The 22,772-nt window shown below is 54.6% G+C and carries 23 protein-coding genes and 2 pseudogenes; 8 read left to right on the top strand and 17 right to left on the bottom strand.

Annotated elements, in window-relative coordinates:
- Position 1: 1 nt before the first annotated feature.
- A complete protein-coding gene (locus tag DW806_RS10395) occupies positions 2–2,053 on the top strand; it encodes a HAMP domain-containing sensor histidine kinase (RefSeq protein WP_158578351.1) in 2,052 nt (683 codons plus the stop codon).
- 146 nt (positions 2,054–2,199) lie between these two features.
- Positions 2,200–2,547, top strand: a complete 348-nt coding sequence (locus DW806_RS10390; protein ID WP_118729908.1) for a cupin domain-containing protein — start codon at positions 2,200–2,202, stop codon at positions 2,545–2,547.
- Positions 2,548–2,704: 157 nt separating this feature from the next.
- Here DW806_RS10390 and DW806_RS10385 read toward each other — a convergent pair whose 3' ends face one another.
- The 17 genes from DW806_RS10385 to DW806_RS15740 all read right to left on the bottom strand — a co-directional run bounded on the left by DW806_RS10385 (position 2,705) and on the right by DW806_RS15740 (position 17,103).
- Complete coding sequence (locus DW806_RS10385) at positions 2,705–4,432, bottom strand: ABC transporter ATP-binding protein (protein ID WP_118729907.1); 1,728 nt, start codon at positions 4,430–4,432, stop codon at positions 2,705–2,707.
- Positions 4,429–6,204 carry an ABC transporter ATP-binding protein gene (locus tag DW806_RS10380; RefSeq protein WP_188885469.1) on the bottom strand — a complete coding sequence of 592 codons (1,776 nt, stop codon included), beginning with the start codon at positions 6,202–6,204 and terminating at the stop codon, positions 4,429–4,431. Before DW806_RS10380 ends, DW806_RS10385 begins: the two co-directional genes overlap by 4 nt.
- Before the next feature lie 168 nt (positions 6,205–6,372).
- Positions 6,373–7,215: a class I SAM-dependent methyltransferase gene (locus DW806_RS10375; RefSeq protein WP_118729906.1), complete on the bottom strand. Its 843-nt coding sequence runs from the start codon at positions 7,213–7,215 to the stop codon at positions 6,373–6,375.
- Positions 7,205–7,378 (bottom strand): hypothetical protein, encoded by a 174-nt coding sequence (locus DW806_RS15225; protein ID WP_158578350.1) that lies wholly within the window; start codon positions 7,376–7,378, stop codon positions 7,205–7,207. Before DW806_RS15225 ends, DW806_RS10375 begins: the two co-directional genes overlap by 11 nt.
- 12 nt (positions 7,379–7,390) lie before the next feature.
- Complete coding sequence (locus DW806_RS10370; protein WP_118729905.1) at positions 7,391–8,026, bottom strand: L-2-amino-thiazoline-4-carboxylic acid hydrolase; 636 nt, start codon at positions 8,024–8,026, stop codon at positions 7,391–7,393.
- A gap of 1 nt (position 8,027) precedes the next feature.
- Positions 8,028–8,960 carry an acyl-CoA thioester hydrolase/BAAT C-terminal domain-containing protein gene (locus tag DW806_RS10365; RefSeq protein ID WP_118729904.1) on the bottom strand — a complete coding sequence of 311 codons (933 nt, stop codon included), beginning with the start codon at positions 8,958–8,960 and terminating at the stop codon, positions 8,028–8,030.
- Positions 8,957–9,733 (bottom strand): alpha/beta fold hydrolase, encoded by a 777-nt coding sequence (locus DW806_RS10360; RefSeq protein ID WP_118729903.1) that lies wholly within the window; start codon positions 9,731–9,733, stop codon positions 8,957–8,959. Before DW806_RS10360 ends, DW806_RS10365 begins: the two co-directional genes overlap by 4 nt.
- Entirely contained in the window at positions 9,730–10,593 is an 864-nt protein-coding gene (locus DW806_RS10355; protein ID WP_118729902.1) for an MBL fold metallo-hydrolase, read from the bottom strand. The genes DW806_RS10360 and DW806_RS10355 overlap by 4 nt, the downstream gene beginning before the upstream one ends.
- 13 nt (positions 10,594–10,606) lie before the next feature.
- On the bottom strand, positions 10,607–11,092 hold the full coding sequence (locus DW806_RS10350; protein WP_118729901.1) for a hypothetical protein: 486 nt from the start codon (positions 11,090–11,092) through the stop codon (positions 10,607–10,609).
- A 3-nt stretch (positions 11,093–11,095) separates the two neighbouring features.
- Complete coding sequence (locus tag DW806_RS10345) at positions 11,096–11,713, bottom strand: class I SAM-dependent methyltransferase (protein ID WP_118729900.1); 618 nt, start codon at positions 11,711–11,713, stop codon at positions 11,096–11,098.
- A gap of 6 nt (positions 11,714–11,719) precedes the next feature.
- Positions 11,720–12,508 carry a class I SAM-dependent methyltransferase gene (locus DW806_RS10340; RefSeq protein ID WP_118729899.1) on the bottom strand — a complete coding sequence of 263 codons (789 nt, stop codon included), beginning with the start codon at positions 12,506–12,508 and terminating at the stop codon, positions 11,720–11,722.
- A 1-nt stretch (position 12,509) separates the two neighbouring features.
- On the bottom strand, positions 12,510–13,298 hold the full coding sequence (locus DW806_RS10335; RefSeq protein ID WP_118729898.1) for an alpha/beta fold hydrolase: 789 nt from the start codon (positions 13,296–13,298) through the stop codon (positions 12,510–12,512).
- A gap of 3 nt (positions 13,299–13,301) precedes the next feature.
- Complete coding sequence (locus tag DW806_RS10330) at positions 13,302–13,916, bottom strand: class I SAM-dependent methyltransferase (RefSeq protein WP_118729897.1); 615 nt, start codon at positions 13,914–13,916, stop codon at positions 13,302–13,304.
- A 116-nt stretch (positions 13,917–14,032) separates the two neighbouring features.
- The gene (locus tag DW806_RS10325) at positions 14,033–14,611 is read right to left on the bottom strand and encodes a TetR/AcrR family transcriptional regulator (RefSeq protein WP_118729896.1); all 579 of its coding nucleotides are present in this window, start codon (positions 14,609–14,611) and stop codon (positions 14,033–14,035) included.
- Positions 14,612–14,712: 101 nt separating this feature from the next.
- Entirely contained in the window at positions 14,713–15,954 is a 1,242-nt protein-coding gene (locus tag DW806_RS15450) for a hypothetical protein (protein ID WP_199677302.1), read from the bottom strand.
- Between the two features lie 30 nt (positions 15,955–15,984).
- Positions 15,985–16,497: a DUF6076 domain-containing protein gene (locus tag DW806_RS15745; RefSeq protein ID WP_243022713.1), complete on the bottom strand. Its 513-nt coding sequence runs from the start codon at positions 16,495–16,497 to the stop codon at positions 15,985–15,987.
- A 45-nt stretch (positions 16,498–16,542) separates the two neighbouring features.
- The gene (locus tag DW806_RS15740; RefSeq protein ID WP_243022712.1) at positions 16,543–17,103 is read right to left on the bottom strand and encodes a hypothetical protein; all 561 of its coding nucleotides are present in this window, start codon (positions 17,101–17,103) and stop codon (positions 16,543–16,545) included.
- Positions 17,104–17,286: 183 nt separating this feature from the next.
- Between DW806_RS15740 and DW806_RS10305 the strand changes: the two genes are divergently transcribed.
- The 6 genes and pseudogenes from DW806_RS10305 to DW806_RS10275 all read left to right on the top strand — a co-directional run.
- The gene (locus DW806_RS10305) at positions 17,287–17,880 is read left to right on the top strand and encodes a CHC2 zinc finger domain-containing protein (protein ID WP_118729893.1); all 594 of its coding nucleotides are present in this window, start codon (positions 17,287–17,289) and stop codon (positions 17,878–17,880) included.
- Positions 17,877–19,236, top strand: a pseudogene (locus DW806_RS10300) (DNA primase family protein). The gene DW806_RS10305 and the pseudogene DW806_RS10300 overlap by 4 nt, the downstream one beginning before the upstream one ends.
- Before the next feature lie 421 nt (positions 19,237–19,657).
- Positions 19,658–19,876 (top strand): LLM class flavin-dependent oxidoreductase, encoded by a 219-nt coding sequence (locus tag DW806_RS10290; RefSeq protein ID WP_118729891.1) that lies wholly within the window; start codon positions 19,658–19,660, stop codon positions 19,874–19,876.
- 291 nt (positions 19,877–20,167) lie between these two features.
- Positions 20,168–20,485, top strand: coding sequence for a DUF3847 domain-containing protein (locus tag DW806_RS10285; protein WP_118729890.1), 318 nt, complete (start codon positions 20,168–20,170; stop codon positions 20,483–20,485).
- 2 nt (positions 20,486–20,487) lie between these two features.
- A pseudogene (gene mobQ, locus DW806_RS15735) lies at positions 20,488–21,448 on the top strand (MobQ family relaxase); the annotation flags it as partial.
- A 734-nt stretch (positions 21,449–22,182) separates the two neighbouring features.
- Positions 22,183–22,772 (top strand): recombinase family protein (locus DW806_RS10275; RefSeq protein ID WP_243022710.1); only part of this gene is annotated, 590 nt, incomplete at its 3' end.

The raw sequence follows: 22,772 nt of genomic DNA, 5'->3' as shown, positions 1-22,772 counted from the left end.
TATGAATATCAAGGGGATCTTACGCAGTACGGTAGTAAAGCTTATCGCGTTTGCAGGCATTGTGGGGTGCTTCGCAGGTGCACTGTTTCTCGTTGAGAACACGATAACAGATTTTGCCGCGAATGGCCTTGACCAAATGGTCTATCGCTTTGAGGGTGATTTTGCCGACTCGTCCTATATGCATCAGCAGCTCGGCATAATGTGTGCTGAAATGGCGAATGCGTTTGAGGATGGTATGGACGCAGCGGAATTCAGCAGGCAGCATACGGATTTTGCGGGAAACTATTTCGGCAGAATGGGCGATAAAACGGTCGGCGATGACACGCTGACCGAAGCCGCGGCAAAAAAATCTGCGTTTTACATGATCACACGGCCGGGTGGCAATGTGCAGTCCAATGTGGGAATGTACTACGGCTATCCGCTTGCGGTTTACGATGAGGAAACGGACAGTTACGGCTACTACACCGAGGAGGATGCGGCAGAGGAAGGCTGGAAGTTCAATAAGTTCAATCCGTACCCGTCTAACACCCTGCTGCTGGTGCGCTTCACGGACGCACAGGCTGCACCCATCAAGGCTGAGTGGGAAACGCAGAAAACGCAGATTACCGGCGTGCTCCATCGGGCGATTGTGTTGACGTGCATTGCACTGGTGCTGTTCGTGTTCCTGCTGTTCGTCACCGGCCGCAAGCCGGAGGATGAGGACGTGCACCTTGTCACTATCGACCGTCTGCCGGTGGAAGTGAACGTGCTGTGCTTCTGGGCGGTGCTCGGCACGGCAGGCGGACTGAATCTGGCACTGATGGGTGAATTGCTGAACGGCACAAACGACATGTCGATATTGCTCGTACCGTCCATCCTGTTTTTCGTCGCGGCGTTTGCGTTCGCACTTGAACTTACGCTGTCGCTTGTGCGCGTAATCAAGAACCGCAGCTTCGTCAAGCAGTGCTGGTCGATTCGATTCATCCTCTGGTGCTGGCGAACCTTTATTAAGGTATGCAAGTGCATCCGGCAAAGTTTCGGAAAACTGCGCCGCATGCTGTTCCGCGACTACAAAACGCGCAACGTTGTGCTGCTCTTTACGGCGTATTCGATTGTTCTCGCGTTCCTTGCGGCGGTGTTCGGCGGAGTGGGCGGCTCGTTTTTTGCCTTCGTGCTCGGCATGGTCTGGTTCCTCGCGGCAGGTTACTTTCTCATCAAACGCATCACCGGCTTTGAGCGTATCGTGGATGCGCTGCGCCGGCTGCGTGCGGGTGATCTCAGCTTCAAGCTGACCGACATGCCGGAGGGCGTGTTTGCTGAAATGGCCGAGGATATTAACTCGCTTGGTGACGGCATGCAGGCGGCGCTGCAGAACGAAGTCCGCGCGGAACGCATGAAAAGCGAACTGATCACCAACGTCAGCCACGATCTGAAAACGCCGCTGACCAGCATCCTCAACTATTCCGATCTGCTCGGCAAAATGGATTTAACGCCGGAGGAGGCGAACGACTACGCCCGCATTATCCATCAAAAGGGTCTGCGGCTCAAGAATCTGACGAGCGACCTGTTCGATATCTCCAAGGTGCAGTCGGGCGCAGAGCAGATCATCAGCGAACGGCTGGATGCATGCACGCTCGCCCGGCAGGCGCTCGCGGAGCAGGACAAGGCCGTGCAGGAGAGCGGATTGACCGTCAAAGCCGCCATTCCCGAGCGGGAGCTGCCCATTTGGGCGGACGGACGAAAGCTGTCCCGCGTGCTGGAGAATCTCATCGGCAACTGCGTGAAATATGCGCTCAAGGGCACGCGCGTGTTCCTCTCTGTTACAGAGGAGAACGGTCGGGCCATTATTGAACTCAAAAACACCGCCAACTACGAGATGGACTTTGCCGCTGATGAGATCACCGAACGGTTTGTCCGCGGTGACGCGGCGCGCTCGACTGAGGGCAGCGGTCTGGGTCTCGCCATTGCAAAAAGCTATACCGAGGCCTGCGGCGGCACGTTCGATGTCTCGGTGGACGGCGATCAGTTTAAGGTGCGTATCGGCTTTCCGGTGTACGGTATGACTGCAAAGTAAATTCTTCGCGGAAATGGAAATCTTATCTTGTAATTTGGATTACAACCGCTATAATAGGAATTGACAAGAAACTGCGCGAGCGGTAAGGGCAACACCGCAGCTTCAATCATGCGATATTGCCCAGGACAAGAAAGGCGGAAAGAATTATGATTACGACTGCAAGCGAACATCGGGTAGATAAGGTAGAGCAGATGGCTGGCGGCAAGGGACACGTTATCATCGAGCACCTGCTCGGTGAGAAGGAGCTGGACGGCAAGTGCGGCCTGTATGCAAAGGTAACCATCGAGCCGAACTGCACGCTCGGCTTCCACGAGCACCACGGCGAGACCGAGACCTATTACATCCTGAGCGGTGAAGGCTCGTATAACGACGGTGAGAAGTCCTATCCGGTCAAGGCCGGCGACGTGACCTTCTGTCCGGACGGCACCGGTCATGCGCTGGATAATACCGGCGATACCGACCTCGTGTTCATGGCACTGATCATTATGAAGTAAGCGCAGAGACGCAAAGAACCCGAAGCCTTGGCTTAACAGTGATAAGGAAGTAATTTAAACATGACTGTTAGCTGACGGATTCGGGTGCTAAAAAGGACATCTATTCTTTTGAGTAGATGTCCTTTTTTGTTGTGCCGGGAGGCTGTTTTGAATTGGGTCAGATGGCCCAGCGCTGGCTTTCGGTCTGCAGATCCACCATGTGGGTGTACTGGCCGTTCCGGGCATAAAGTGCATCGGGTGCGCCCTGTTCGGCCACCACGCCGTCGGACAGCACCACGATTTTATCCGCACCGGCCACAGTGCGCATCCGGTGGGCGATGATAAGGACGGTTTTGTGTTTTATGAGCCGGGAAAGAGCCTCCTGAATGGCAGTTTCGTTCTCTACGTCCAGACTGGCGGTGGCTTCGTCCAGCAGAATGATGGGCGCATCCTTCAGGAAGGCGCGGGCAATGGAAATGCGCTGACGCTCGCCGCCGGAAAGAGCGCAGCCATTCTCGCCGATGTTCGTGTTCCACTTGTCCGGCAGCTTTTCGGCAAATTCCTCGCAGTTTGCCAGCTTTGCCGCCGCAAGGACCTCCTCGTCGGTGGCACCTTTGCGCCCCAGACGGATATTTTCCAGTATCGTGTTGTCAAACAGAGTCACATCCTGAAACACGATGGAATACAGGCTCATGAGCCTTTCCGGGTCGATTCGGGAAACCTCCATGCCGCCCACGGTGATGCTGCCCTTCTGGTAGTCCCAGAACCGTGCCGCCAGCCGGGAAACGGTAGTCTTGCCGCCGCCGGAGGGACCCACCAGTGCCGTGACCTCGCCCTGCTTTGCGGTAAAGGAGACATCCCGCAGCACCGTTTCGCCGGAGTTGTAGGCAAAGCCCACATGGTCGAACACGATATCGCAGCCCTGATTGGTCAGCTGCTCGCTGCCGGTCTGCAGGGGAGCATCCAGGATCTCGTTCATCCGCCCCACATTGGTGCGCATGGCAATGACCGCTGCCAGATTCTGCAACGCGCCCTGCATAGGGTCGTACATCCGGGAGGCCGCCATCAGGAACAGAAACAGGGTCAGCACATCGATACTGCCCTGCACCAGCAGCACCGAGCCGGTGAGTGCCACCGATGCAATGCCCAGCTTGAGCACCATGCTCGCAGAGGACACAAACAGCGCTGTTTCCAGCTCTGCCACGATGGACTGCTTTTCCACAGCCCGAATTTTGCCGGAAAGACCGGACAGATACCGCTGCTCCGCATTACTGGCTTTCAGGTCACGGAGGGTTTCGATGTACTCCTGAATGCCGTCCGCACAGGCCATTTTCGCCGCCATGGTCTTGGCCTGCACCTTGTCCTGCACCCGGTAGCTGCCCACCACGATGGCGGCGGATACCGGGATGACCCACAGGGCTGCCAGCGCCATCCGCCAGTCAAAAGTGAACAGGCTCAGGGCAATGAGCACCGTAGAGATGAGGGAGCCGAATAGACCGGGGATGAAGTGGGAACAGTCCTTTTCCAACACCTCGCAGTCTGCCATGATGGTGCTGGTCAGGTCGGCAAGATCCCGCTTGCCGAAAAAGGACAGGGGCAGCTTGCGCAGCCGTTCCGCAAGGGTCAGGCGGCGGGTGCCGCTCTCTTTATAAGTCGTAAAATAGGTGCCGTTATACTGGAACCATGTGGTCAGCAAGATCAGCGCAAAGCAGGCCGCACACCCCAGCAGATAAAAGGCGGTTCTCCCGCTCGTTGAGCCTGCCAGCAGATCTTTTACCAGGAGATACAGCAACCCGGTAGGCAGCATGAACGCCATGTTCTGGAACGCACAGGCCAGAACGCCCTTTACAAGCCCCTTTGCGCCCTCCGGGGAGCTGGCCGTGGCGTGTTGAATTTTTTCGATCATCTTTCCCCCTCCTTTGCGACCTTCCACTGCACCGATGCCTGATACTCCTGCCACATCCGGGCAAACAGACCGTTCTGCGTGCACAGCTCATCCTTTGTGCCGAATTCTGCAATTTGCCCATCCTGTACCACATAGATGCAGTCGGCGTTGGCTACGGTGGACAGGCGGTGTGCGATCATCAGCACGGTTTTGCCCTTGGCAAGCCGGGCAAAAGCCGCCTGCACCTTAGCTTCATTGTCCGGGTCGGCAAAAGCGGTGGCCTCGTCCAGAATCAGGATGGGCGCATTTTTCAGCATGGCGCGTGCAATGGCAATGCGCTGCTGCTCGCCGCCGGACAGATACACGCCCTTGGTGCCGATAACAGTATGGATGCCCGCCGGGAACTTTTCTATAATATCCATGCACTGCGCCGCTTTCAACGCTGCCAGCACCTCGGCTTCGGTGGCCTGCGGTCTGCCCAGACGGACATTATCCAGAATGCTGCCCTTGAGCAGGCGGTTGTTCTGGAACACAAAGGAGATGGTATCCATCAGCTCTTCCTTGGGGATTGCCCGCACATCCGCTCCGCCTACTCGGACGCTGCCGCTCTGCACATCAAAGAACCGGCAGACAAGGTTTGCCAGCGTAGATTTTCCGCCGCCGGAGGGGCCTACAAAAGCCACAGTCCGTCCCGGCTGAATCTCCAGCGAAACGCCCTTAATAACCTCGTTTTTTCCGTCGTAGCTGAAACGCACGTTCTGCAGCGCGACAGAAGCATCCTGCGGGTGCTGCGGAACAGCCTGAACCTGCATGGGCGCTGCCTCCAGCACCGAGTCGATGCGTGCCAGCGCATCCGCTACCACCATCTTGTTCTCGCTCATGTACATTATGCGGGTCAAAGTCAGGGAAATCACCGGCGTGATGATGATATAGAACAGCAGGTTCAGCAGAAATTCCGGGGTCACGCCGTGTGTCGTGAACAGCAGCCCGCCTGCAATCAGAAAGGCGAACACGCCGTTGACGGCGGCGGTGTAGAACATCATGGGCAGGCGCAGGTCTTTGGTGTAGGAGATGACCCACTTTTCGTACTCATCAATGGTGGTCTTGAATTTTTTGAAGGAAAACACACTCTGCCCGAAGGTCTTGACCACCGGAATGCCCCGGACGTATTCCACTGCCTCGTTGGACATGGCCTCCAAGGCGTTGCCGTACTGCCGCATTTTTTCAACCATCCGCTTGCCGGTCATGGTCGCCATAATGAGGAAAGCCAGCACCACCGGCGCAAGGCTCAGCAGCCCCAACCTCCAGTCGAACGCCAACAGCAGCACCAGCAGCCCCACCGGGGTGGCGATGGCATTGTACTGGTCGGGCAGCTGGTGGGCAAGATAGGTCTCGGCGGCTCCGGTGCTCTCGTGGATGATCTTGCGCAGCTTACCGCTGCCGAAGGTCTCAGCAAAGCCCAGCGGCAGCACTGCCAGATGCTCCGATACTGCCAGCCGCAGATTTGTCGCCACCCGGAACGCCGACAGATGGGAGCACATCAGCGCCGCAATGTAAATAATGTAAGACAGCACTGCGAATAACACTGCCATCCAGCCGTAATGAGGAATGTTCACCGCCTGCGCATAGTTTGGCGCCGCGTTCAGCACATCCCGCAGAATCATCCATATGTATACAAAAGGCACCAGCGCCACCAGCGCACTGGCCGCAGACAGCATCCACGAAGCGTAGGTGAAATATCGGTGGTTCCCGGCGTAACCCATCAGCCGGGAAAGATCGGATTGTTTTTTCAATTAAATCACGTCCTTTCTTCCGCATGGCGAAATTCCAGATGATAAGCAAGGCACAAAAGCAGCAAATTTCTTTTTCATACGGTACCTCCTGAAGTTCTTTGGTTAGCGTTCTCTAACTGCCGGATATTCTAACATGATTTGTGCTTTCAAACTATTCCGTTTTGTTTCCTATATTGTTTGTTCAAATCCAATCTTCACGATCTGCATATTCATCACTCCGTCACCGACCCTTGCAAGAAAGCGGAAAAATCCGCTGACGGACGGGTCTTTCAGGTCGTGGTAGCCCAGCATATAGCCCCGGCTGGCGATATGCAGGCGACTGTCCCATGCACCGATCTCGCGCTTGGCGTCCGAAACGGCGAAGTACGCGCCGACATCCTTGATTTCCGCATCCTTCAGCCATGTTTTCAGCATCAGCTTTACTGCCTTCTCATTGGCGGCATCGAACGCCAGTACAGCGCCCGGAAAAGCGTCTGCCATAGCACGTACCAGTGTTTTTACCTGCTCCTTTAGGAAATAGTAGAACACTCCCGCAGCAAAGAAGACCGCACCGCCGGAGGCGTCGATTCTCTCAAACCACGATGTATCGTTGAGGTCGCAGGGGATGTTTTCCTCCCGATCCCTGGCCGGGAGTAGCTCGTTGCGCACAGCGATGACGTCAGGAAAGTCCAGATTGTAGAGCTTGCACTTACCGTTATCGCAAGCCCGACCTGTGCGGTCCAACCCGCAGCCGAGATTCACCACCGCCGCATTGGGATGACTTTTCAGATACTCCCGCACCTCGAAGGCAAGGTCGTTCTGCCGCATGGCAACCTCTAAAAAGCCAAACCGCTGCATGAGTCTGTGGGATTTCTTCTGAAGCGCCGAAAAATTATAGTCCACCGCATTCACCAGCCGCAGTGCCGTTTCGTCCCGATAGAGGCTTGGATATACCTCTGCGCACATTTTCCGTGTATAGAGTGGGATGATCAGCGTTTCCTGTACAGTGTTTTTCTCGATTTTATAGTTCATGGTTTTCCCCCTCCCTGCAAGTAATTCCCACACTCTGCCTCCAGCGCCTGCCATAGGTCTTTGCCATTTCCTCCGCCACCGGCAGTGCGCCGCGATAGCATACGCCGCCGTGGGGCATCACCATCAGTTCCGGGTACTCTTGTCCGAACTCAAAATATTTCAATACTCCGCCACCTCACACTCGTTTCTTTTGATATCCGCAGTCGCAGTAAGGGTCGCCGGAGGCCAGCGTGTACTGCCGCACAAAATTCGTCACGCCGCCCGCCTCGCTCATGGCGTAGTCCAAATGACACATGGCGGGTGTCAGGTCATAAAGCCCCAGCTCCTGCATCAGCGTGCAGATGCCGCATTTCGTGAAGCGCCCCTCATAACCGCTGCCGTCGGGATACTCGTAAAAGTCCATATTCCACGAGTAGGGGTTGCGGTCAGCCGCCTTCCGGGCGGCGGTGGCTTTCATGGCGGCAATATCCTTGGGCGTGAACTTCGACTTGCCGCTTTGGCGGCAGAACCATTTCATCAGCGGCGTCATCTGCGCTTTCTCATAGTAGTCGGTAAGGCTTTCCACATCGGGACGGCGCGGCATGGAGAGGACAAACGCCCCCAGCATGGCGCAGCCAATGATGTTCATGCTGAACCGATCACCTTTTTCAAATTCGGGCAGCTTTGCGATGATCTCACGGTACTTCGGCTTGGCCTTTTCCGTGATCTTACGTGCGGTGTCCGGGTCATAGCCCAGTACCGCCGTCAGCTGCGCTTGAAAGGACTTCGCAAACACTACCCATATGGCTAGGGGCATTCCCATCCAACGCATCTCACTTCGCTCCTTTCCATTCTGCCAGAGTCCGGTTCATCCGCTTCTCGATGTCTATCCGGGTCTGGCGGCATTCCTTGGGATATTTCTTTGCTGCCTGAAACGCCAACTTTACAAACAGACCGGAGCCAACCGGCAGCATGATTTTCAGCATCCCCTCCGGAAAGACAAAGTGGGTGCCGTGAGCATAAACCATTGTTTCAATCTCGCATTCATGCGGCTTTTCCGCAAGGCGCTTTTTCATACGGCGGATATACTTTGCGGTATCCCACAGCGCATCGTCCTCCGCGCCGATCAGCAGCAGCTTTCCCCGGATGTTTTCAACAGGAATATATTCCTCCGGCTCGATCGGATGCATCACCTCGGAATCGTCAAACAGCTTGCGGGAGTTAACCATATCACCAGTGCGCTTGCTCTCTGCGGCGACACAGTGCCAATAGTCGGGATGCTGATAGCAAAACGGCATATAGGGCAGCGGCTTGCCCCGGTAGGAGAACAGCGACTCGCCCTCGACCGGCCATTCCTTGCAGCCGTCCCTTTTGCCCTGCATGAAACCCTGCCACACAAAATCGCTGGGCGTCATGGCAATGGTCAGGGTAACATCCGGGAACATGGCAGCCGCTGTCAGCGCGAGCGTTCCCGTAGTCGAAGCACCGGCAATGCCAATTTTATGGTTGCCGTTGGCTTTCAGCCACGAAATGGCCGTCTCCACACGCTCCAGCGGATAATTATGATGGCCGTAATCCTTTTTCGCAGGCGACATGGTGAGCACATTTACGCCCCGCCCGCAGAGCCATTTCACAGCTGAACGCGCAAGCCGATCCTCCGGATCGTCACCAATCATCGCAATGACCGCGCAGTCCGATCCGTCGGCACACGCCCAGTACGCGCCGTAAAAGCCGGCGGTCTCCACATCAAAGTGCTGATGCTTCATCGCTTTCCCTCCATGATATCCTTCACCAACTGCACCCAGCGCTCCGGATAACAGGCCAGCAGCTCCTCGTGCTGCAAGTCCTGCTCATGAATGGCTGGGTTTGCAAAGTGCCGTTCATAGCGCTCGCGGTATTTCTCACCCATTTTGAGCGCATAGAAAATATGAATCTCTGTTCCCGGAACGTTGATCTTGTCCGGCAGCGGGGTGACAAGGTCGGAATAGAACTGATTCTTGCAGCTCTGCACGGTCACATAAGGTCGTGCGCCGCTGAGCATCTCCATGAACGCTTGCACATAACCGCCCATTTCCGACTTTCGCTGCGTGAGGCGTTTTTGCAGCAATCGACTCTTGAACCGTCCGTCTCGAATAAGCGGATAAATCAGCGGTAGGAGCAGATTTGTTTGCAGCTTTGCCGCAATGGGAGATGCTTGGTCAAGATCAGAGCTGCCGAGAATTCCGTAATCCATATGAATATTCTGCCGCGCCGCCAGCAGCCCCACAAAAGAGCCGCCCAGCGAGCAGCCATAGCTCGCCCAGATATGTCCATCGCAATGTTTCTGAATGTAAGATTCTATTTTCTCTGTTTCCTCCAGCATAGTGGGAAACTCGGTATGTTCCGTTTCATCGAAACCATCGTAGCTGACGCAGAGAACGCGATACCTGTCCGACAGCAGCGGAATGACCCGTCCAAAATTGCCCTTCCAGTGGCAGCAGGTGCCGGGAAGCAGTAGGATGACCGGGGCATTTTCTGCGCCGAAGGAATAAACCTTCATCTTCCCACCCTCTTCAGGAACCCACTCTTTGCCATTTTTTCCGTGTCATCCGATTCATCATAAGCGTCATAAGGCGCGGTGGGGTCGGGAACCCGCTTTCGGAACGGTGAGCAAAGCTTGTCCTTATGGGCAAAGGCGAACTCGAAGTTGTCCGTCCAGCCGGTGTGACCGGTGAGAAACAGCGGATGCAGGTCACGGCTTTGCAGCTTCTGCTCCAGCGCCGCCAGCGACTTTACCGCCAGTTTGTTGCTTTCTGCCAGAGAGGAAATGAAGCTGTAGCCGCCGTCCGCGCCGAACCAGAGAGTGTCGCCGGTGAAGAGATATTTGTCGTCAATGAGATAGACCATATGACCCCATGTGTGACCGGGGACAAGGAAGCACTCAATTTTGATACCGTCAATCTCGAAAGTCTCGCCGTCATGCAGCAGCACCTTTTCGTTGTTAATTGTGACCTGCGGCAATTTATAGAGATGGTATATGACTTTTCGCCGCACCTCGCCGGTGAGATACCGGTTTTCAATCTCGCCGATATAGAGCTTTGCGCTCCGGAACAAACCGGGGCTGTCTGCCTCCACCGCGCCCACGTGGTCGGTGTCCTGATGAGTGATGAGGATGTGCCGGACGGACTGCGGGTCGATGCCCAGCCAGCCCATTTTTTCTGCCAGCCGGTCGTAGTTATACCCGGCGTCAATCATGATGGTGGTGCCGCCCTTGCGGTAGAAGAAGATGTTCGCCACCCACTCCCGCACGCAGGCCACGCGCTCATCCACCCAGCCAGTGTTCAGCGGCTTGAATATTTCCTTGCCGCGGTACATCTTGCTCATTTCTCTTTTCTGAAACTCGGTGGCTTTCTTTGACATCGGTATTTCCTCCTTACAGCAGCATTCCGATTCCCGCAAGGAGCAGGGAAATCATGGCCATTCCCAGTGTTCCGAACAGCCATTTCTTCTGCTTGTCTGCTTTCGAGATGTACGGCATCAGATCCTCTGTCCCCGGTATTACCCACGCCTTGGTGTGTCCGACCCAATAGCCGTCGATGCCAAGCCGGTCGATGAGATTCATCACAGACAGGATTACAAAGCACTGCCAGAAACCGCCCCCAAAAGTCTGCGCACCATTGATGGCATACACGAAAATGAGCACATAAGCAAGATATCCCGGAACGCAGATCAGCTTGAAGCGCAGCGAGTTTTGCTTGATCTTTTCCTTTGTGGTCAGACCCAGCGCAACGCACCGTTCCTGTACCTTCGAGTCATACAAATGCACCATGCCGACAGCGCCCTTGTGGATGCCGATGGCGCACACCAAAACCAGCAGCGCCCCCAGCCCCAGTCCTTCCAGAATCGTTTGCAGCAGCATTCCTTATTCCTCCCGCTTCTGTCCTGTCACGCAGAGCCAGCCAATTTTGTTTTTATGGATTTGAACATTGCAGAATTCAGCGTTTTCCAGAAATGTTTTCAGCTCATCGCCGCTGTATATGGTCATACCGCCGATAATCTCCGTCCACTTCTCATCCTTGTCCGTGTCGCCACTGCTCTCGTTGCAGATGAGAAAGGTTCCGCCGGGCTTCAGCACCCGATAAATCACCCGAAAACATTGCGGCAGATTCGGCCAGAAGTAGACTGTCTCAAAAGCGGTGACCGCATCGAACCAGTCATCTGCGAAGATCATATCCGCCACACTGCCTTGCAGGACGGCACAGCGCCCCTCCGCGATGGCGGTCTCGTTGACCTTTTTCGTCTTCTCCACGCTGACGGGCGAATAGTCGATGCCCTTCACGATCCCCTGCGGGTATTTTTTCAGCAGCCTTTTCATGTTCGCACCGCCACCGCAGCCGCAGTCCAGCACCTTTGCATCTGATAAAAGCGGCAGGAATTTCATGCCCCAATCCGCAAGGGGCGCATGGCACAGATTCATCAGGTTCACCATGACTTTTCCACCAAAACCGGTTGGCTTTCTGGTGTTCTCAAAAAAGGACATCACCCATCACTCCTTTTCCACCACAATGATCTTATTGGAAATATTCCGCACGGCGGGCAGCTTTTCCAGCAGTTTATAGATCGGTGCGAATGCCGCCATGCCCTCGGTTAAGCTGTGCTCCTCCACGAATCCAAAATCCGACAGCAGTTCGGCAAGTGCTTTCCCATTCTTGATTCCCCAGTTGAATTTTGCATTGCTTGCGTCAATGGATTTCTCCTTGAAGTGCCGCGCCATCGCAGGATTCATGGTTTCCACAAAGACTGTGGCTTTCTCAAATCGGCGGGAAATCACCGTGAAAATGCGCTGCACATCCGCTTCTGACAGGTACATAGTCAGCCCCTCGATGACGATCAGCACCGGCGCATTCTGCTCGCTGATTTTGCTGCCCCAATCGTCCATGGCAGACATGGCGATCTGCGAAATCGTGCCGCTTTCCGGCAGCAGCTTCTCACGCACGGCCATGGCCTCCGGAAGGTCCAGGTTATACCAATGCGCATAACTTGCCATCCGATAGCACCGGGTATCCAGCCCGCAGGCGATGTTGACCACCACCGCGCCGGGGTGCGACGCAAGCCATTTCTTCGTCATCCGGTCGAGCACGATGGTGCGGGTGATAACGCCGCTGTGCATGGCTGTATCCTTGTCCGCAAGGGAAAAATCGTAGTCCAGCTTTTCGATGAGTTCTTCCGCTTTTGCATCGTGAATCGCGCCGCGTCCCCGGCTCTCCTTCGCCCTTGCGTAAATGGTTTGCAGCATAGTCTCCGGCACGCCGGAGAGTTTGATCTTTTCTCTCATATCATCTTTCCTCCGCTTGCATAGTCAGAAATTTTTCCGCATACCGGCAGAATTTTTCCGGGTGTACCATCACCAGCTCCGCATGGGCCATCTTGGGGATGCCATGGATGCGCGCCTTAGGAAAATAGCGCTTGATGAACCGGATATCCCGCCTGCGATCCTTCTTTTCATCGTCGCCGTACCAGTAGGTGATTTTCGCACCGATTTTAGCGGAGCGCTTCGGAAGCGCATAGTTGTTGGCAGACCAGAATACATTGCGGATCGTCCGATCGGAAAAGGTTTTGAGATAGGCTTCCATGGCGTCGTACTCCTTTTTGGGGTCGTGCCCTGCGGGGGTGAACCGTTCCGGCGGAAAGGCCGCTTCCAGAATTTTTCGGCTGTTCGCCGCCATTTTAAAGGACACAATATCCCGCCAAAGCAGCAGCTTTCGCACCGGGTAGGGCAGCTGATAAGGGATGATCCCGCCGTCGATGATGGCTCGGTCGATGGGCATTTTCCCCAATGCCAACATACGGGTCAGGCAGGCACCACCCATGGAGCAGCCATATGCTCCGTCCAGTTGTGAGATGCCGCGGCTTTTCAGGTAAGAGATCACCTCATCCACGGTCTGCTCGACTGAGGTGAAATCCCCGGGATACTCCGGCTGATGGCCGTCATACACCACCTGAAAAACATGCCATCTCTGAGAAAGCAGCGTGATCGTGTCGGCAAAGGCCCATACAGGCTCTGCCGTGCAGGGGAAAAACAGCAGCGTCCGCTCCTGCGCCTGCCCGTGTTCCAATATCTGCATGGATCACCCCTCCGATTTCACGCACTCTGCATAGGTCAGCGGGAACGAGGCTTTCAGCACGGCGCTTTTCTGCACCGTCCAGCCGTTTTCCCGGAGAAATGCCAGATATTCGTGACTTGTCCACTTGCTGTGGAGAGGGAAGCCCGCCAGCTTCATGAAAAATGCTTTGCCCTTTCCACGAAAGTCATTACCGGCATGAGTAAAGGTCGGTGCGACCAGTATCCCGTCCTCTTTCAGCACCCGACGAATTTCAGAGAGGGCTGTTTCCGGCTCCGGCACGATATGCAGCGCATTGGCCACGATGACCACGTCAAAGCTTTCGTCGGCATAAGGCAGGTGGAACATATCCTGCACGGAGAAATGCAGCTTGGTGGATCGGTTGTCCCGCTTCGCTTCTGCGATCATCTCCGGCGAAGCGTCTGTGGCATCAATATGAGCGGCACTGTTTACAATGTTTTTGGCAATCAGCCCCGTGCCTGTGGCCAGCTCCAGCACGGTTTTGTGCCGCACCACGGGGCGCAGCAGCTCGTACATCTGCTCATAAGCTGCGGCGTCCTTTCGCATGAAGCGGTCGTACCGCCCGGCGTTTTTATCCCAGAAATTTTGACTGTTTCTCATGATTTCGCCCTCACAACGAGATGTTAAACTACTCTAACTCACACAGATGACACAAGCGAGTTAGAATAAGCTAACTGTATCCCTTTTGAAAAGCCGCATCACTGCGGCTTTTCCGCTTATGCAAATAGCTCCCGGCAGGCGCCCCGCACCAGCGTTTCCAGCACCTGCGGGTAAAGCACCCCAATCTGCTCCTGATGGGAGACGGTTAAAATCAAGCCCCGCACTGTGGCGGCAGCCAGCGCCATACCGCCCTTGGGCTGCAAGCCGCCCATCTCCAGCAGGGTACGGATGTGCGTCTCGCCATCGTGGTAGTGGGCGGTCTTCACTTCCTCCGGCAGTCGGTGCAGGAGAAAATCCGCGTCATTTTCGATGAACACAAAGGCTTTTGTCTTGGAGAGCCAACGGCAGACCGCTAGGATCGCTGCTGCCGTGCGGTCGGCAGGCAATAAGGCTGTATTTTCCTGCAAAGACTTCTGCGCCGCCGCGAAGCACTCGGTATGAATGTCCTCCAGTACAGCGAAAAACAGCAGCTCTTTGGAATCAAAGAATTTATAAAACGATCCCTTGGAAATACCGACGGAATTTGTCAGCTGCTCCACTGAGGTTTTCCGCATCCCGATGGTAATGCCGCAGCGCCGGGCTTCCCGGATTAGGTCATTGCGGATCTGTTCATTCTGTTCATCTGTAAAAGCCACTGCGCACGCTCCTTGGATTTATGACCATATTGTTCATTTCAGTCAAATTGTAGCACGATCCGAAGATGTTGTCAACGGCGTCGTTTTGCTTTCCATCATGATCAAATCAGATCCAGCCTTTCCATCTCAAACGGCACAACCACGGATTTCAGCAGTCTCGTCTCCGGCAAACCCTGCACAAACCGTATCGCCGTCTTTGCAAAGATATTGCTTTTCACCGTGTCCCAATCCGCCAGCTTTACGATCTCCGCCATGCCGTTTTCAAAATCCAACCGAAGCTTGTCCCATTCGCCGTCGTTGTCTGCCTGATACAGGTAGACAGCGGCGGCTATTTTTTCCTTCTTGCGGCGCTCGGTCTGTTTCAGCGTCACGGTATGGATCACACCGCTTTCCAGCAGCTTCCGCCGCAGTTTGTCTAATGTACGCCGGTAGAACCGCTCCGCACCGCTGGCTGTCGTTCCTTCAAAATCCACCGCTAAATCTTCAAAGGTGGACTGCGTGGACAAGGGGCTGACGCGCCCGCAGGTCATGCAGATGGCGTTCCGCTTTTCCAGATACCATTGCTCTTTGTAGGAAAGCTGCTCAAACGCCGCCGTGACCGTCTTTGCCTGAATCCCGTTCCAGAGGATTTCGGCGTAGTTCCAGCTATCGTCGCGCGTCACATCCTCGCCGGTTTCTTCGCCGTCCTCATCCTGCTCCGTGCGGTAGAGGGAAACAATGCTGCGGTTGCGCTGGGCAATAGTCAGCAGCTCATCCGCAGATACGCTATCGTCCTTGTACCCGCTTTGAGCGGCAAACGCGGAAACTATCTCCGCGCGTCTCTTACCCGAATTGTTATAGATTGCGCCGATCTGACGCACACGCCGGTACTCCGCAAGACTGGCAAAGGAACCGACTTCTCCCATCATACGGCAGAACAGCAGCCCGTCCTGAATATAATGCTTTGCGTATTTCAGGAATTCTGTTTCCTGCGCCGGGTCGAACCTCGGCAGGCAAAACAGCAGCATTTGCAGGAGTTCCAGCTTATAGTCCAGAAACCGCGCCGGGTCGTAGCGGTCAATGCCATTGCGGGTAAGAAACCGGTAAATCACGCTGTTCAGACGCTTTTCAAAGTGGTGCAGGAAGAAGGAAAAGTATGCAAGGTCTTTGTGACGGACAGCTTCGCGTATGTAGTCGTTCAGCTCCATTTGCGGCGGTTCCGGGTCAAGCTGAAAGACGTTCCGGACTTCGCACATGGTCAGGCTGTCCTCATTGGCGAACGGCACTTTGGACGCATAACCGGACAGCTCCCATGTGTAGCCCGCAAGCTGTGCCGGTATCAGTTTGTTACGGTTATCCTCCATGTCTGCACCTCCCACCGCTATGGCGTTCCATTACCGCTCCATCGTTTCCTTCGCTTCCGCCAGCAGAGCCGCCTGCTCCATCTCGGCGGCATAGCCGCCCTGCGCATAGCCGCTGTCTTGCAGGGCTTTCTCCAGCTTGCTTTTTGCCAGTGCTTTCATTGCGGCGGCGGTCTGCTCATCGAGTGTGCCGCGGCCAAGATACTGCGTGATCGTGTTGAACCGCTTCGTATAGATTTTCTTGATGGGATGGTCGGCGGCAAGCTCCCGTCCACGAAGATTCCCGACTTGGCGGCAGGTGCGCCCACGTTTGTCTCCGGGAGCCAGACCGTCACAGTACTTGGCATATCTTGCGTCAGTGGTCAGAAACCATTTCCCACAGACCGCGCATTTCCTCGGCGCGTGTCCGACGCATAAACCTTCAAAAAGATCGGCGCGGAACATCCCAACGAAGGATACAAAATGCATCCGCTTGACAAGCTGCGCCTGCGTATTTCCGAGACGGATCGCAGGGACATACTGCACTGTCGCATTGGTCAGTGCCATCCATGAGGGATTGCTTTCCTCCAGAGTCACGTTTTCCTTGAAAAACTACCCGAATGCAGCGGCGTATCCCGCAGGCGTTCGTATTTCGGCATTCTCTTGCAGAAATTCTGCAAACGCCGTCATAGTTTTCTTGTACTGGTGCAGGGAATAGCTCAAATGCCCCAGCACTGGAATAACGCGCACCAGCAGCGCCGCCAAGGGATGCGCTCCTGTGATATTGCTGGCTGCCTGCTGCTCCATCGGGAGCTGCAAATACTCGTTCAGCTCGGTAAATGCTTCCTCGGAAAACGCCTGCATGAGATAATCTTCAAACTGCTTTCTGTCCAAGCGGGAGAACGGTTGGACATCATGCAGCGCATGAATGATGGTCTGTCCCGCCTCCTGCGCTTTTGGAAGAAGCTGCCTATCCACATTCTTTGCCCCGATGCCGGTCAGCAGCAGATTCAAGGTCATGCACGGCTGGTCCAACCGCGCAATCGTTCCGTCGGGGATATTCAGTACCGCACAGCCAATCGTGCCGGTCGGCATGACGCTGCCTGCGTAGGTTACGGTATCCTGCCAGAAATCCAGAGACAGCACATTGTGACGGATAAGCTCCTGTGCCATGCTGCGTCCTCCTGTCATGTTTTTCTATTTTAATTATACCACGAGAATATGAACGTGGAAAGACCTGTCATGTTTTTTAAATGAACTTGTCATGCCATCCGCCTGCTTTTTGCGAATCCGAACATAAAACAGGCAGAGAGGTGTGAAAGCTGCCTCTCCAATCTATTTTACGGAGGATAACGCATGAATTGTTTTCAGAACGTCAAATATGGCGTAAGCTGCCGGGAGGCGGCGGAGCGGTACGGCGTGGAGGTCAACCACTGCGGCATGGCGCTTTGCCCGTTCCACAATGACCGGCATCCCAGCCTGTATGCGGCAGACGATCACTATTATTGCTTCGCCTGCGGGGAGCACGGAGATGTGATCGACTTTGCCGCAAAGCTATTCGGCTTGCCGCTCTACGAGGCGGCGCAGCGTTTGGCAACAGACTTTCACCTCACACCGGACAAACCGCCCAGCGCAGCGGCGCTCCACGCAAAGCGTGTCCGAACAGAAGCACAGCAGCTCAGAGAAAACGAGTGGCTGTGCTTTTCTATTCTATCAGATTATGCCCGTGTGCTGCGGGACTGGAAGGTACGCTGTGCGCTGCAATCTTCGGAGGAAGCGCCGGATGAACGATTTGCAGAAGCCTGCCACAAGCTGGATAAAGTGGAGTATTACTTGGATATTCTGTGCGAGGGTGATTCCTATGAACGTGCCGAAGTGGTCAGTTATCTGCTTGCAGATGGTCGGTTGGACAAGCTCAAGAAAACAATCGATGGGAGGGACGCCGCGTGAACAAGAAGTATGCAGGGCTTGATTTCCCAGCATGGTTCGACGGCAAGGACATCAATGAGGCAGCCTTTTGCCGGGAGTTTTTGTCAAAGAACAAGCTCATCTATGCGGACAACGCATTTTTCACACCGGATGGGCGGCTGACAGACCCGCTGCTGCTGAACGAGAAAATCTATGCCGAACTGGAGTGCTGTGCCGCAAAAAAACATTCCGCACGCCATTTCCAAGATCGTGGAGATCATGAAGCTGGCGGCTCATGCAGAGAGCTTCCCGCCGAAGCCGGATGAGATTCATGTGCAGAACGGGACGTTCCGCATCGATGGCAGCTTTCTCGCAGGACGTTCTGAAATCGTGCGCAGCCGGTTTCCCATTGCTTACAATCCGCAGGCGGAGGAGCCGGTTGTCTGGCTGCGTTTTCTCTCCGATCTGCTCTACCCGGAGGACATTCCCACCTTTCAGGAATATATCGGCTATTGCCTCGTTCCCAGCACCAAGGGGCAGCGCATGATGATCCTCAAGGGCGAGGGCGGCGAAGGAAAATCGCAAATCGGTCCCGTGCTGGCGCGGCTGTTTGGCTGCAATATGAAGGACGGCAGCATCGCAAAAATTTCCGACAACCGGTTTGCCCGCGCCGATCTGGAGCACATTCATCTTCTTGTGGATGACGATATGAAAATGGAGGCTCTGAAGCAGACCAACTATGTCAAATCCATCGTTACCGCACAGGATAAGATGGATCTGGAACGCAAAAGCGTCCAGAGCTATCAGGGGTGGATGTATGCCCGGCTGCTGGCATTCTCCAATGGCGATCTGCAATCCCTCTACGACCGCAGCAACGGCTTTTACCGCCGCCAACTGATCCTGACCACAAAAGAGAAGCCTGCCAATCGTGTGGACGATCCTGACATTGCCGAGAAGATGAAGCGAGAGGTCGAGGGCATTTTTCTCTGGGCGCTTGAGGGCTTGCAGCGGCTTGCGGCAAACAGCTTCCGATTCACGGAAAGCCCCCGGACACTGAACAATCGGGAGTACGTCAAGCGTGACGCCAACAATGCCATCGACTTTATGGAATCCACCGGCTATATTCGGCTGAAGGCGGATATGTCTGTCACCTCCAAGGAGCTGTATGCCATTTACGGAATCTGGTGCGATGAAAACGGGCTGACACCTATCAGGCAGCGCTCGTTCAGCGATTTTTTGATGCGGAATCTGAAAACGTACAATCTGGAGCATACGAATACCGTCACGAACGCTACCGGGCGCAGAGTGTGGGGGTATCTGGGCATCGAGCCGCTGATCAGTCCCCATATATCTGAGAATTGGAGCAAATCGCTATGTACGTATGTACCGGAAAGCTGACGCGCACCCAATCGTGAACAAATCTGCCCATGCCGTGAAATGCTGCCTGCCCTGCACCATCGGTACGTATGTACACAGCAAAATGCCCTAATTCTACTATGTACAGAGTAGCGGTGAGATGCCCAAAAAGGCACTTTGAAATCAATCCTTGTGAAATTCATGAAAATTTTCACTGTAAGCCGAACGCAATGCACCGTCCGGTGGTTTACCGTAGTGTGAAGCCATTGCACTGGGATGTGGTATATCCCACCGTTCCGCATGACCTCGCCCAGAACGATGAAGCTGATAGGGTGCTGCTGCGAATAGGGCATCACGGGCGGAAATCTGAGCGGATTTGCGGCACGGAGGATTTTTTATTCCACCGCACACCAGCATTACCGATACGAAACCACACTACACGAAATTACGGAGGTAAAAATTGATGAAATCCAATCTGAGAAACGAAATCAAATCGTACATCGTCCGTCAAGGAATGACCATGCAGGGGGTGGTCGATCTGCTGCATGACGAACACGGCTGGTCTGACAGCGTATCCAACCTGTCCAACAAGCTCCAGCGGGAGTCCCTACGCTACACAGAGGCTGTTCAGCTTGCCGACGCGCTGAGGTATGAAATCGTCTGGCAGCGAAAGAAAAACTGACGAACCGAGAATATCCCGAAAGTCCCACCGGGACGAAGGGCGCACTTCTATACATGGTCAAGCCCTGTATGTGCGTCCTGCGGAGCCTATCGCCCGGACAGTTGTGTGTCCGGGCTGTTTTGCGTCACTTTGTTCCGTACAAGGGGCTGGTCTCCACCGGAGACCCGCGCCCCCTTGCGATGCTTGCGCATCTATCCCTGCCCACTTTGCAGCGGAAACCATCTGCTGACGCAGACAATTTCCACCGCAAAGTCTGAACAACTATTTCACCAATTTTGAAGGAGGTTAACCATGCCAAAACAGAAAAACCTTGCTGAGCTGAATGCCGAGAAAGAAAACATTGAGCGGCAGCTTACACAGGAGCAGCACAAGAAGCAGCGTCTGGAAAACCGAATCGCCTACTATGAGCGCGGCGACCGAACCAAACGCGCACACAACCTGATCGTCCGCAGCGCGGATATAGAAAGCATTGCTCCGCTGACGAAGCTGTTGACACGTGCTGAGTTTTATGCCTTGGCCGAAAAGGTTTTTGACCTGCCGGTGGTCAAAGGTCTGCTCATGGCAGCGGTCAACGAACACAACCGGGCGGAACAGAAAGAGGGGTGCTGAGTATCGCGTTATTTCATTTTCATGTAACCCAAATCAAACGCAGCGCGGGGCAATCCGCCGTGGCGTCTGCCGCCTACCGTGCTGGGGAAAAGCTGCACAGCGAATACTACGGCGAGATCAGCGACTACACCCGCAAGGGCGACGTAATCTGTTCGGAAATCCTGCTGCCATCTCATGCGCCGCCGGAGTATGCAGACCGAGAAACGCTCTGGAATGCGGTTGAAAAAGCCGAACGCGGAAAGAAAGCACAGATTGCCTACAGCTTTGACATTGCCTTGCAGAACGAGTTTTCCATGCAGGAGAACATCGATCTTACAAGGCAATTTTTGTTGGAGCAGTTTGTGAATTGGGGCATGGTGGTGGACTTTGCCGTTCACTCGCCAGACAAAGAGGACGGCGGCATTTCTAACCCGCATTTTCATGTCATGTGTCCGATTCATCCTATTGAGTCAGACGGCAGGTGGGGCAATAAGCAGCGGCGGGAATATGTGTTGGACGAGCATGGTGAGCGTATTCTGGATGAGGTGGGCAACTACATGTTCAACGCTGTGCCGACCACCGACTGGGGCAGTCCCGAAACCTTGGAGCATTGGCGGCAGGCGTGGGCTGATCTGTGCAATCGGAAGTTTGCGGAGAAAGGTTTGGATTGCCGGATCGACCACCGCAGCTATGCCCGTCAAGGCATTGAACAGATTCCTACCGTCCATGAGGGGCCGTCTGTCCGCGCAATGGGAGCGAAGGGCATCCGTACCAACAAGGTCGACTTCAACCGCTGGGTTCGCAAAACCAACGCCATGCTGCGGAAAACAAAAAATAAAATCGCCTCTTTGCTGGAATGGCTGAAAGCGGTTAAGGAAGAACTCTCCAAGCCGCAGCCGCCTATGCTGAACGATCTGCTGATGACCTATTACAATAACCGCAATAAAGGCGCATACAGCACAAAGGCCAAGACAGCCAACTTACAGCGGTATGCGGATGCATTCCGCTTTTTGCAGGAGAAGCAGCTTTTTACCACCGATGATCTGGATGCCGCGCTGCATTCCATGCAGAACAGCATCAGCGCAATGAAAGCGTCTGCCGGGGAAAAGCAATCCCGCATCAAAGAACTGGACGAGCTGCTGCGCATGGCACAGTATTATGTCGATGGAAAACCGGTTGCGGATAAGCTGGGAAGCATCCGTTTTGAAAAATCCAGACAAAAATACAAGTCGGAGCATGACGATACGCTGCGGACGTTTTATATGGCGGAACGCAAGCTGAAATCGTATTTCAAGGATGGCAAGCTACCCATCACCGCATGGTGCAGAGAGCGTGAGCGGTTGGAGCAGGAGCGGCAGCAGACACAACTGCACAGCCGCAAAAACGAAATAGAATTATGAGAAAGGAATCGTATATGGAAAAATTATCAGCATTGACGAAATCAACCGTGCCGTGATGGAGGGGAAAGACGATTTGGTCTTTGAGCTTTGCAAGGCCTTTGACCATGAGAGCTGCTTTGATCCGATCTTTGACCCGCCGGAGTCCTTTTATTTTTTCTGACCGGGAGGTGGCTTGTTAATGATAGTGACACAAAACTATGGTAATAATTCCAAGCACACCGATTCTGTCGGCTGACCCGAACGTGAAGGAGGACGTTATGACGGATCAGCAAAAAATTACGATACTCTACTGCCGCCTCAGCAACGAGGATTCGCAGGATGGCGAGATGCGTACAGGAGGGCTTTGAACTGGTAAAGCAGGGATTGGTAGGCTGCTGGCTTTGCAAAGACCTATCTCGCTTTGGTCGTGATTACCTGACTGTAGGCCAGTACATCGACATCATCTTCCCCAGCTACGATGTGCGCTTCATTGCCGTCAACGACGGCGTGGACAGCCAGCGCGGGGACGGTGAGGGCTTTGCCGCAATCCGCAACTTATTTAACGAGTGGTATCCAAGAGATACCTCCAAGAAAGTCCGCACCAGTCTGCGTCAGCGCGGCACCAGCGGCAAGCATCTGGGCAAACCGCCCTATGGCTACCGCTGCGACCCGAACGACAAGGACAAGTGGATTATGGATGAGGATGCCGCCCCGATTGTCAAGCGCATCTTTGACCTCTGCATTGACGGCAAAGGCCCGGAGCAGATTTCGAGGATTCTTGAAAGGGATCAGGTTCTCACGACCAAGGCGCTGTATGCCAGTCGTAAGGGAAAGCCGATGCCCAAGAACCCGTATGGCTGGAGCGATCAATCCATCGTAGGGATTCTGGAACGGCAGGAATACACCGGATGCACCTGCAATTTCAAGAC

This window comes from Butyricicoccus sp. AM32-19 (genome assembly GCF_003480365.1).
GTDB classification, from domain to species: Bacteria; Bacillota; Clostridia; order Oscillospirales; family Butyricicoccaceae; genus Agathobaculum; species Agathobaculum butyriciproducens.
This window is presented reverse-complemented; position numbering and strand designations above follow the sequence as displayed.

What these genes read in the sequence shown, in the direction of transcription:
- DW806_RS15740 (WP_243022712.1), bottom strand. Translation starts at nt 17,103, where the DNA reads ATGGCACAGGAGCTTATCCGTCACAATGTGCTGTCTCTGGATTTCTGG.
- DW806_RS10290 (WP_118729891.1), top strand. Translation starts at nt 19,658, where the DNA reads ATGAAATCCAATCTGAGAAACGAAATCAAATCGTACATCGTCCGTCAA.
- DW806_RS10395 (WP_158578351.1), top strand. Translation starts at nt 2, where the DNA reads ATGAATATCAAGGGGATCTTACGCAGTACGGTAGTAAAGCTTATCGCG.
- DW806_RS15450 (WP_199677302.1), bottom strand. Translation starts at nt 15,954, where the DNA reads ATGGAGGATAACCGTAACAAACTGATACCGGCACAGCTTGCGGGCTAC.
- DW806_RS10360 (WP_118729903.1), bottom strand. Translation starts at nt 9,733, where the DNA reads ATGAAGGTTTATTCCTTCGGCGCAGAAAATGCCCCGGTCATCCTACTG.
- DW806_RS10385 (WP_118729907.1), bottom strand. Translation starts at nt 4,432, where the DNA reads ATGATCGAAAAAATTCAACACGCCACGGCCAGCTCCCCGGAGGGCGCA.
- DW806_RS10305 (WP_118729893.1), top strand. Translation starts at nt 17,287, where the DNA reads ATGAATTGTTTTCAGAACGTCAAATATGGCGTAAGCTGCCGGGAGGCG.
- DW806_RS10285 (WP_118729890.1), top strand. Translation starts at nt 20,168, where the DNA reads ATGCCAAAACAGAAAAACCTTGCTGAGCTGAATGCCGAGAAAGAAAAC.
- DW806_RS15745 (WP_243022713.1), bottom strand. Translation starts at nt 16,497, where the DNA reads ATGGCACTGACCAATGCGACAGTGCAGTATGTCCCTGCGATCCGTCTC.
- DW806_RS10350 (WP_118729901.1), bottom strand. Translation starts at nt 11,092, where the DNA reads ATGCTGCTGCAAACGATTCTGGAAGGACTGGGGCTGGGGGCGCTGCTG.
- DW806_RS10370 (WP_118729905.1), bottom strand. Translation starts at nt 8,026, where the DNA reads ATGCGTTGGATGGGAATGCCCCTAGCCATATGGGTAGTGTTTGCGAAG.
- DW806_RS10330 (WP_118729897.1), bottom strand. Translation starts at nt 13,916, where the DNA reads ATGAGAAACAGTCAAAATTTCTGGGATAAAAACGCCGGGCGGTACGAC.
- DW806_RS10365 (WP_118729904.1), bottom strand. Translation starts at nt 8,960, where the DNA reads ATGAAGCATCAGCACTTTGATGTGGAGACCGCCGGCTTTTACGGCGCG.
- DW806_RS10335 (WP_118729898.1), bottom strand. Translation starts at nt 13,298, where the DNA reads ATGCAGATATTGGAACACGGGCAGGCGCAGGAGCGGACGCTGCTGTTT.
- DW806_RS10375 (WP_118729906.1), bottom strand. Translation starts at nt 7,215, where the DNA reads ATGAACTATAAAATCGAGAAAAACACTGTACAGGAAACGCTGATCATC.
- DW806_RS10355 (WP_118729902.1), bottom strand. Translation starts at nt 10,593, where the DNA reads ATGTCAAAGAAAGCCACCGAGTTTCAGAAAAGAGAAATGAGCAAGATG.
- DW806_RS10345 (WP_118729900.1), bottom strand. Translation starts at nt 11,713, where the DNA reads ATGTCCTTTTTTGAGAACACCAGAAAGCCAACCGGTTTTGGTGGAAAA.
- DW806_RS10340 (WP_118729899.1), bottom strand. Translation starts at nt 12,508, where the DNA reads ATGAGAGAAAAGATCAAACTCTCCGGCGTGCCGGAGACTATGCTGCAA.
- DW806_RS10390 (WP_118729908.1), top strand. Translation starts at nt 2,200, where the DNA reads ATGATTACGACTGCAAGCGAACATCGGGTAGATAAGGTAGAGCAGATG.